Source organism: Nonomuraea wenchangensis, assembly GCF_900111685.1.
Taxonomy (GTDB): domain Bacteria; phylum Actinomycetota; class Actinomycetes; order Streptosporangiales; family Streptosporangiaceae; genus Nonomuraea; species Nonomuraea wenchangensis.
The window spans coordinates 899577-909208 of the sequence record NZ_FOHX01000001.1 but is presented as its reverse complement, the minus strand read 5'-3'; the positions used below and the strand labels follow the sequence as shown (position 1 = coordinate 909208).

8 protein-coding genes are annotated in these 9632 nt (G+C 71.5%); 4 read left to right on the top strand and 4 right to left on the bottom strand.

Annotated features, from left to right (window positions below):
- The 4 genes from BMW85_RS04355 to ligA all read left to right on the top strand — a co-directional run.
- Positions 1-492: substrate-binding domain-containing protein (locus BMW85_RS04355; protein WP_177240477.1), on the top strand; the 492-nt coding region annotated here is incomplete at its 5' end.
- Positions 493-577: 85 nt separating this feature from the next.
- A complete protein-coding gene (locus BMW85_RS04350) occupies positions 578-2281 on the top strand; it encodes a carbohydrate-binding protein (protein ID WP_091077011.1) in 1704 nt (567 codons plus the stop codon).
- A gap of 432 nt (positions 2282-2713) precedes the next feature.
- Positions 2714-3124 (top strand): hypothetical protein, encoded by a 411-nt coding sequence (locus BMW85_RS49235; protein ID WP_177240476.1) that lies wholly within the window; start codon positions 2714-2716, stop codon positions 3122-3124.
- Positions 3125-3584: 460 nt separating this feature from the next.
- Positions 3585-5714, top strand: coding sequence for an NAD-dependent DNA ligase LigA (ligA, locus tag BMW85_RS04340; protein ID WP_091077008.1), 2130 nt, complete (start codon positions 3585-3587; stop codon positions 5712-5714).
- A gap of 503 nt (positions 5715-6217) precedes the next feature.
- On the opposite strand, the gene BMW85_RS48050 is transcribed toward ligA, so the two are convergent.
- From BMW85_RS48050 to metX, 4 genes are all read right to left on the bottom strand, one after another.
- Positions 6218-6412 (bottom strand): hypothetical protein, encoded by a 195-nt coding sequence (locus BMW85_RS48050; RefSeq protein ID WP_143082087.1) that lies wholly within the window; start codon positions 6410-6412, stop codon positions 6218-6220.
- Between the two features lie 120 nt (positions 6413-6532).
- Positions 6533-7015: a CoA-binding protein gene (locus tag BMW85_RS04335; RefSeq protein ID WP_091077006.1), complete on the bottom strand. Its 483-nt coding sequence runs from the start codon at positions 7013-7015 to the stop codon at positions 6533-6535.
- Entirely contained in the window at positions 7012-8373 is a 1362-nt protein-coding gene (locus BMW85_RS04330; RefSeq protein WP_020546079.1) for an O-acetylhomoserine aminocarboxypropyltransferase/cysteine synthase family protein, read from the bottom strand. The genes BMW85_RS04335 and BMW85_RS04330 overlap by 4 nt, the downstream gene beginning before the upstream one ends.
- 19 nt (positions 8374-8392) lie before the next feature.
- Positions 8393-9616, bottom strand: coding sequence for a homoserine O-acetyltransferase MetX (gene metX / locus BMW85_RS04325; RefSeq protein ID WP_091077003.1), 1224 nt, complete (start codon positions 9614-9616; stop codon positions 8393-8395).
- Positions 9617-9632 lie beyond the last annotated feature (16 nt).

Genomic DNA, 9632 nt, shown 5'->3' with positions numbered 1-9632 from the left:
GAGCTGATCCTGATCTCGCATCCGGAGCACGTGGTCGAGCGGGGCGGCGCGTACGTGTGGCGGCTGCGCGACGCCGCGCTCGACCGCGCCCGCCGGCTCGGCCTCACCCTGCACGCCGTGTACGGCGAGTCCCGGCAACCCGCCGTGGGCCGCCAGCTCCACAGGCTGCTCGACGCCTACCCGGCGGCGACCGGCCTGCTGATCAACAACGAGGCGGCCGCCGCGGCGCTGCCCTCGGTCACCTACGAGCGGGGGCAGCGGGTGCCCGAGGACCTGTCGGTCATCGGCCGCTACTCCGCCGACTTCGCCGCGACCTTCTCCCTGCCGTATTCGTTCGTCGAGAGCGCACCCGACCGCCTCGGCTCCATGGCGGTGCGGCAGCTCGTGCGCCGCGTGGAGTCGGCGTCGGCCAGGAAGGAGCCGTTCGTGGTGCGCTTCATCTCGCCCGAGCTCGTCTCCAGAGGCAGCACCGCGCCCCCGCGCTCCCCCTGAAGCCCCCTACAGAACCCCTGATCGCCGCCGTCCCTTGATGTTAGCGCTAACACTCCAGCCAAGCCCCCAAAGGAGAGTGACGCTCATGTCCCGCATCCGAGTGCTCGCGTCAGCCCTGGTCGTGCCCTTGGTGGCCACGACCATGGCGATGACCGGCGCCGCCCCGGCCGCCGCGGCCGGCTCGACGCTCACCGTCGACGTCGCCCGCCCGTTCCGCCCGGTCACCCACGCCGCCTCCGGCGGCCTCTACGGCCTCGCGGAGAACTCCCGCCCGGCCGACTCCACCCTCCTGCCGATCAAGGTGAACTCCCTCACCCAGCCCGCCCCCGGTGTCGGCCAGCGTCCCAACGGCCAGCCGCCCGGCGGCGACTCCCTGCTGATCGCCCCGCAGGCCGACCGCGTCGGCGCCGGCCAGTACATCCGCATGCCCGACATCTACCCCAACTTCCCCTACCGGTGGGTGAGCTGGAACGACTGGCTGGCCAAGGTCGACACCATGGTCAGAGCCCGGCTCGCGGCCACCACCGTCACGAACGTCCTCGGATGGGAGCTCTGGAACGAGCCCGACTACACCTGGAACACCGCCGCCGCCGGCTCCTTCAACGACGGCTGGGTCCGTACGCACCAGGCGGTCCGGGCGCTCGACCCGCTCACGCCGATCGTCGGACCCAGCACGGCGACGTACAACCGCTCGTGGATGCAGGCGTTCCTGACCCGCGCCCGGGACACCGGCACGCTGCCCGACATCATCTGCTGGCACGAACTGAGCAACCCCGACAGGATCGCCGCCGACATCGCCGACTACCGCAACCTGGAGTCCTCGCTCGGCATCAGCCCGCGCCGCATCTCCATCAACGAGTACGCCGCCCCCGCCGAAGTGGACGTCCCCGGCCGGATCGCCAGCTACGTGGCCAAACTCGAACGCGGCGGCGTAGAGTCCGCGCACCGCGCCTTCTGGTACGAGTACGGCACCATGAACGGCCTCGTCGTCAACAACTCCCAGCCGACCGGCACGTGGTGGCTGTACAAGTGGTACGGCGACATGGCCGGCTCCATGGTCACCACGACCACCAGCTCGACCTCCCTGGACGGCTTCGCCGCCTACGACTCCACCCGCAGGACCGTCAACGTCGTCTTCGGCAACGAGGCGGGCACCAACACCGTCAACCTCACCGGCCTCGGCGCGCTCGGCTCCAGCGTCCGCGTCACGCTGCTGTCCACCCCGTCCAGCGGACGCTTCACCGCCGTGACCGCCCCCACCACGGTCTCCACCACGACGCGTACGGTCAGCAACGGGCAGCTCAGCGTGTCCGTGCCGAACATGGTCGCCACCAGCGCCTACCAGCTCCTCGTCGAGCCGGTCTCCGGCGTCCCGGCCTACCAGCAGCGGTACGAGGCCGAGAACGCCTCGGTGTTCCGCGCCCAGCGGCTGACCTCCTCCAGCGCGTCGGGCGGCGGTTACGTGGGCCGCATCGACAACTCCGGCACCTCGCGCACCGACAGTTACGTGGACTTCGTCGTCAACGTGCCGGCGGCTCGCTCGTACACGATGACCATCGGCTACGCGAACGCCACCGGCGCCACCGCCACCCAGGGCCTGGCCTACAACGGCGGCGCCTGGACCACGGTCAGCTACCCGCCCACCGCCGCGTGGGGCCAGTTCGGCGCCACCGTCAGCACCACGGTGACCCTGCGGGCGGGCTACAACGTGATCCGCCTGGCCAAGGGGTCGCCGCACTTCGCGGGCGGCACCGGTTACGCCGAGCTGGACTACGTCCAGCTCATCTGACGCTACTCAGCGGCGTCGGAAAGGGCGCCTCGGACGGCCCGTTCCGGTCACGTAACCGCAACCGGAGCGGGCCGCCTGCTCTACCGCTGCCTTCAGGTCGTAAAACTCGGCGGCCTCCCGGCCCGTCGTCGCGGGCCCCGGCCCCTTTACCGGCTTCTCCTTCTGTCGCGATGCATCGCGCGGAGGACATCGGCATCACTCGACGAACGCCGGCCGTCGTTGGCCTGCTCTTTTGTCCCGGTCATGCCGGGTCTTACGGTCCTCACCGTACTCCTACTGCGCTCAAAATAAGGGCAGCCCAGCCTTTGCCGCCATGGGATCAAGCAGGCCGGGGGGTCGTCCTAGCGTGGATTCGAATTCGGGCCGAGACCCGGTGTTCAGTCAGGACCCGGAATGGCCCTCCGTCCAAGCACCAGCGGAAGGTGATCTGACATGACCAGCGTCAAGAACCTCCTCGCGGCCGCAGCGATGACGGCCTCGGCCCTTGCCGTCCCGGTGGCGGCCTCGGCCCCGGCCGCAGCCTCTGAGCCCACCGCTCAGAGCGCGACGACGACGGAAAGCCTCACCACCCAGACTCCCTGCAGGTACCACCGGAACCCGGCCCGTTGCCGCGCCATCCGCAGCGGCGGTGGCGGTGGCGGCGGTGGCGGTGGCGGCGGAGGTGGTGGTGGAGGCGGTGGCGGTGGCGCCAACGTCGACATCAACAACCAGAACATCAACCGTGCCGGCGGCGGCGGCGGCGGCGGTGGCGGCGGTGGCGGTGGCGGCGGCGGCGGTGGCGGCGGCGGTGGCGGCGGCGGTGGCGGCGGTGGCGGCGGCGGTGGCGGCGGCGGTGCCCGCTGATCGCCCGATCAGCGCCGACCGACCAAGCCAAGCCGACCGACCGACCGACCAAGCCAAGCCGACCGACCGGCCGACCAAGCCGACCGACCAAGCCGACCCGACCGAACCAACCGACCCGACCGAACTCCGAACCAACCGACCAAGCCGACCAAGCAGACCAAACCGACCAGACCGACCCGATCGGCCGACCGAGCCGCCCACGCCGCTCGACCGATCGACCAAGCCGACCGACCGGACTGATCGACTGAGCCGAGTCAGGCCCCGCCACGGCCATCTCGCTCACCACGTCTGATCAGCGCCACAGAGAACGAGAGGGCCGCACCGGCCGCCGGTGCGACCCTCTCCTCATGCCTTCATGCCCTTAATGCCTTCCGTGCCCTCTGTGCCAGGGCTAAGGCGGCCCGGCCCGTCGCCCGCCGGCCTACCCGGAAGTGTCAGTGGCGCTCGCCATGATGGACCCATGACCGAGACGCCCCCCTTCACCGTGCCGGCCGACGCCACGGCATACGCCGAGGCCGTGCAGCTCGCCGTCGACTCCGCCGCGGCCTACTACGCCGACGGCACCTCGACGCTCGACGACGACGCCTACGACCGGCTGGTCCGCGGCATCGCCGCCTACGAGGAGGAGCACCCGGGCGAGGTGCTGCCCGCCTCGCCGACCGGCAAGGTGGCGGGCGGGGCCGTCGTGGGCGACGTGCCGCACACGGTGCCCATGCTGAGCCTGGACAACGTGTTCGGTCCCGAGCAGCTCGCCGACTGGGCGGCCTCGCTGGAGCGGCGGCTCGGCCGCCCGGTGCCGGCGTGGAGCGTGGAGCCCAAGCTCGACGGCCTCGCGATCTCGGCCCGCTACCGGCGCGGCCGGCTGGCGCAGCTCGTCACGCGCGGCGACGGGGTCGCGGGGGAGGACGTCTCGCACGCCATCGGCACCATCGTCGGCCTGCCCGACCGGCTGGCCGAGCCGGTCACGGTGGAGCTGCGCGGCGAGGTCATGATGACCACCAGCCAGTTCGAGGAGGCTTGCGCCAAACGGCGGGCGCACGACGGCACCACGTTCGCCAATCCGCGCAGCGCGGCGGCGGGCACCCTGCGGGCGCAGGACCGCCCCTACGTGTGCGAGCTGACCTTCTTCGGCTATGGCGCGCTGCCGCGACCCGACGACGACTCCGAGCAGGCCGCGCGGCTGCGCGAGCTGCCGCACAGCCAGGTCATGGAGTGGGCGGCCGCGCAGGGGGTGCAGACGACGGCCACCACGCCGGTCGCGGGCATCGTCGCCGGCACGCTGGAGCGCGTCCAGGAGCGGGTGGGCGAGATCGCGGCGGTCCGGGCCGAGCTGCCGTTCGGCATCGACGGCATCGTGATCAAGTGCGATCTGGCCGCCGACCAGGCGCAGGCCGGCTTCAGCTCGCGCGCGCCGCGCTGGGCGGTCGCCTACAAGCTGCCCGCCACAGAAAAGATCACCAAGCTGCTCGCCGTGGAGTGGAACACCGGCCGCACCGGCATCATCGCCCCGCGCGCCGTGCTGGAGCCGGTCGAGCTCGACGGCAGCATCGTCACGTACGCGACCCTGCACAACCCCGCCGACATCGCCCGCCGTGGCCTCATGATCGGCGACAGCGTCACCGTCTACAAGGCGGGCGACGTCATCCCGCGGGTCGAGGCGCCGGTCGTGCACCTGCGCACCGGCGACGAGCGGCCCATCGACATCCCCCAGGTCTGCCCGTCGTGCGGCGACGCGATCGACACCTCCCAGGAACGGTGGCGGTGCGTGCGCGGGCGCGGGTGCCGCGCGATCGCCTCCATCGTCTACGCCGCCGGCCGCGACCAGCTCGACATCGAGGGCCTGGCGGAAAACCGGATCAGGCAGCTGCTCGACGCCGGTCTCATCGCCGACTTCGCCGACCTGTTCTTCCTGACCCGCGAGCAACTGCTCGGCCTCGAACGCATGGGCGCCACCAGCACCGACAACCTCCTGGCCGCCCTCGACCGGGCCAAGGGCCGGCCACTCAGCCGGGTGTTCTGCGCGCTGGGCGTACGCGGCACGGGCCGGTCCATGAGCCGCCGCATCGCCCGCCACTTCGCCACCATGGACGCGATCCGCGCCGCCGACCCCGACGCCATCCAGCAGGTGGACGGCATCGGTCCGGAGAAGGCGCCGGTGGTGGTGGACGAGCTGGCCGAGCTCGCCCCGCTCATCGACAAGCTCATCCGCGCGGGCGTCAACATGACCGAGCCCGGCGCCACCCCGCCCACCGGGGAAGCCGGGAAGGCAGCGGCGGGCGAGCAGCCGGGGGACGCGCAGGCAGCGGACCCGGGGACGACGGCGGAGCTGCCGCTGGCCTCGATGTCGGTGGTGGTCACCGGCACGATGACCGGGCCGCTCGCGGCACTGTCGCGCAACGAGGTCAACGAGCTGATCGAGCGGGCCGGCGGCAAGGCCTCCTCCAGCGTGTCCGCCAGGACGTCCCTGCTGGTGGCGGGGGAGAAGGCAGGCTCCAAACACACCAAGGCCCAGCAGCTCGGCGTGCCGATCACCACCCCGGAGGAGTTCGCCGCCCTCGTCGCCCCTCTGCTGCAGTCGCCGCTCGGATGATCGACGGCACGCGGGGACGGCCGTCACGCCGCCCCCTGCTGCAGTCGCCGCTCGGGTGGTCGACGGCACGGGGGGACGGTTGTCCCGCCGCGCCCGGTGCACCCCGTCCTCCCTCCGACTTGGCGTAGGGAGGACGGGACGAGCCCTCGACGAGGTCGGCAATCCTGGGCGAGGCGAGCCGTCCTCGGGGTTGACCGCGAGGACGCGCCCCGCACCGTACGGCTCCGCTGCGCCGGCAGGAACGCGGACGTCGGCTCAAGCCGGCCGCGCACCTTCGCCCCGCCCAGGGCGTCCTCCAGGGCCCGTACTCGTCCGGCTCGTCCGGCCCCATGACCGGCTCCTCGAAAGACCGGTGGACGCCCGATACGGTGTTCGACTGGTCAGGTAGAGGATTATCCGCCTCCGGCGGACCGCCGCCATCCCGAGTGGAAAAAGCCTCCCAAAAGGAGGAGGATCCTCCGTCCGGTGACAAAAGGACGCTCCTGCCTCTTGGGAGGCTGCTTTCAGTTCCCGCCCGCAACCGTCCTGAGGGCGATCAGGAGGATGAACAGCGGGATGGTCATACTCGTTCCGAGAACGGCGAGTATGAGGCACAAGCGGACGGTCCGGGCCTTGCTTTCCAGGGCGTCCCGGACCGTCCGTCCGAATTCGTACGCCACGCTCGGAGGGTCATCCTCTTCCTTGTCGCCATTTGTCATGACGAGACAGTCCCGTACCGGCGCCCTGACATGCAACAATGTGAGAATTGTTCAAGCGTGATAATCATCCGCCGAGACTGATAATCATGATCTGCGGGGTGTGATTCTTGAAACTTCCGGCTATTGGAGGCCGGAGCGGACCGAGGTGATGCGGCGGGTGTTGAAGCCGAGCCAGTGCATCCGCCCCACATACCGCGCGTGCTCCACCTTGAGGCAGCGGTCCATGACCACGGTCACGCCGCCTTCCTCGGCGATCCGCGCACCCTCCTCGTTGATGACGCCGAACTGGCACCAGAGGGCGGCGGCGCCGATCGACACGGTCTCCCGCGCGAGGTCCGGCAGCGCGTCGGGGGCGCGGAAGACGTTGACCAGATCGACCGGCACGGGCACGTCGAGCAGGCTGGGGTAGCTGGGCTCGCCGAGGATCTCCTTCTCGCGCGGGTTGACCGGGATCACCCGGTAGCCGTGCCGCTTGAGGTAGTAGCCGACGAAGTGGCTGGCCCGCAGCTCGTTGCCCGACAGGCCGACGATCGCGATCGTCCTGGTCGAGTGGAGCACCCGCTGGATCGTCAGCGGGTCCTGGTAGCGTCCGAGCTCGGTCATGCCGTCCCCGCCTTCTTGCCGATCGCCGCGCCGACGCGGGCGAAGCCCTGTTCCAGGTCCCAGATGAGGTCCGCGACGGACTCGGTGCCGACCGACAGCCGCACCGTGCCCGGCCCGACGCCGGCCGCCCGCAGCTCGTCGTCGCCGAGCTGGCGGTGCGTCGTGCTGGCCGGGTGGATGACCAGGCTCTTGGCGTCGCCGACGTTCGCCAGGTGCGACCAGAGCGTCAGGCCGCCGATGAGGCCCTGCCCGCCGGCCCGGCCGCCCGCGCAGTCGAAGGAGAACACCGCGCCCGCGCCGCGCGGGAGGTACTTCTCCACCAGGGGCGCGTACTTGGCGCCGGGCAGGCCGGCATAGGTCACGTTGGAGGCCAGCTCGTGCCCGTCGAGGTAGGCGGCGACCGCCCGCGCGTTCTCGACGTGGCGGTCCATCCGCAGCGACAGCGTCTCCAGGCCCTGCAGGAACAGGAAGGCGTTGAACGGCGACAGCGCCGCGCCGAGGTCGCGCAGGGTCTCGGCGCGCAGCTTCATCAGGTAGCCGTACTCGCCGAACGTCTCGTGGAAGCGCAGCCCGTGGTAGGCCGGCGACGGATCGGCGATGACCGGGAAGCGCCCGTTGGACCAGTCGAACGTGCCCGCCTCGACGACCACCCCGCCGATGCTGGTGCCGTGGCCGCCGATGAACTTGGTCGCCGAGTGGACCACGATGTCGGCGCCCCACTCGATCGGCCGGCACAGGTAGGGGGTCGCGAACGTGTTGTCCACGATGAGCGGCAGGTCGTGCTCGTGCGCGACGGCCGCCACGGTCTCGATGTCGAGCACGTTGCCGGCCGGGTTGCCGATCGTCTCGGCGAAGAACGCCTTGGTGGTGGGCCGCACCGCCTGCCGCCAGGCGTCCGGGTCGTCAGGATCCACCCACGTCAGCTCCACGCTCATCTTGCGCAGCAGGTGCTTGAGCTGGTTGACGGTCCCGCCGTAGAGCGCGGAGGACGACACGACGTGGTCGCCGGGCTGCAGCAGCGTGAAGAGCGCGGCGGCCTGCGCGGCGATGCCGCTGGCGAAGGCCACCGCGCCGCTGCCGCCCTCCAGGTTGGCCACCCGCTCCTCGAACACCGCGACGGTCGGGTTCATGATCCGCGAGTACGTGTTCCCGTACTCCTGGAGGTTGAAGTACGCCGCCGCGGACTCGGGGTCCTCGAAGACGTAGCTGGTGGTCTGGAAGATCGGCACCGCCCGCGCGCCCGTGTTGGGGTCGGGCCGCTGCCCGGCGTGCAGCTGCCGGGTCTCGAAGCCGAACTCGCGGGCCTGTTCGGCGCTGGGAAGGTCGCGGGGAAGGTCGTGAGGGGACTGGTCGGTCACGTGAACCTCTTCGTCGCTGTCATCCGGCTCCGCCGAGGAACCGGCGGATGATGGGGGTCTGGCGCGCCTCTTCGAGCAGGAAGCAGTCGTGTCCGTACGGCGCCTCGATCAGCTCGTACGACACCGGCTTGCCGGCGGCCCGCAGCGCCCGCTCGATCTCCTCGGAAGCCGACGGCGGGTAGAGCCAGTCGGAGCTGAAGGCGATCAGCAGCGTCCGCGCCTCGACGTCGGCCAGCGCCCGCGCGAGCGAGCCGCCGCCGTGCCGCCGGGCGAGGTCGAAGTAGGTCAGGGCGCGGGAGAGGTAGAGGTAGGTGTTGGCGTCGAAGCGCTTGACGAAGGTGTCGGCCTGGTGGCGCAGATAGCTCTCCACCTCGAACTCGGGCTCGGTGATGGTGTAGCGGAGGTCGTCGGCGTGCTGCAGCCGCCGGCCGAACTTCTCGCCGAGCGCGGGCGCGGACAGGTAGGTGATGTGGCCGACCATGCGCCCGACGCCCATGCCGGCGTCGGGGGCGCGGCCGGTGCCGTAGTAGCGGCCGCCCTGCCAGGCCGGGTCGCGCAGGATCGACTCGCGGGCGATCGCGTTCCAGGCCACGCCCTGCGGGTGGAGGGCGTGGGTGCTGGCGATGGCGACGATGGCGTCCACCTGGTCGGGGTGGCTCACCGCCCATTCGAGCGCCTGCATCCCGCCGAGCGAGCCGCCGGCGACCGCGGCGAGCCGTTCGATGCCGAGGGCGTCCAGGAACGCGCGCTGGGCCCGCACCATGTCCGCGACCGTGATGACCGGGAAGTCCGGCCCGTACGGCCGGCCCGTCGCGGGGTCCACGGAGGACGGCCCCGTCGTGCCGCGGCAGCCGCCGAGCAGGTTCGTGGAGACGACGAAGAACCGGTCGGTGTCGAACGCCTTGCCGGGGCCGATCATGCCGTCCCACCAGCCGAGCGCCTTGCCGCCCGCGCCGTCGCGCTCCTCGGCGCCGAACCCGTCGCGGGTGCCCGCCTCGGCCGGCGCCGCGGACACGCCCGCCGCGTGGGCGTCGCCGCTGAGGGCGTGGCAGACCAGGATCACGTTGTCGCGCCGGGGCGACAGGGTGCCGTAGGTCTCGTACGCCACACGGACCGGATGCAGCTCGCGGCCGCAGTCGAGCCGCAGGGGCCGGGGGAGGTCGAGGTAGCGGGTCTCGACGGCGCCCACCGAACCGGCGGCGCCGGGGCGGCCGGCCGCGAGCGTTTTGGCTGGCTGCGACATGCGGCTATGGTAGCCG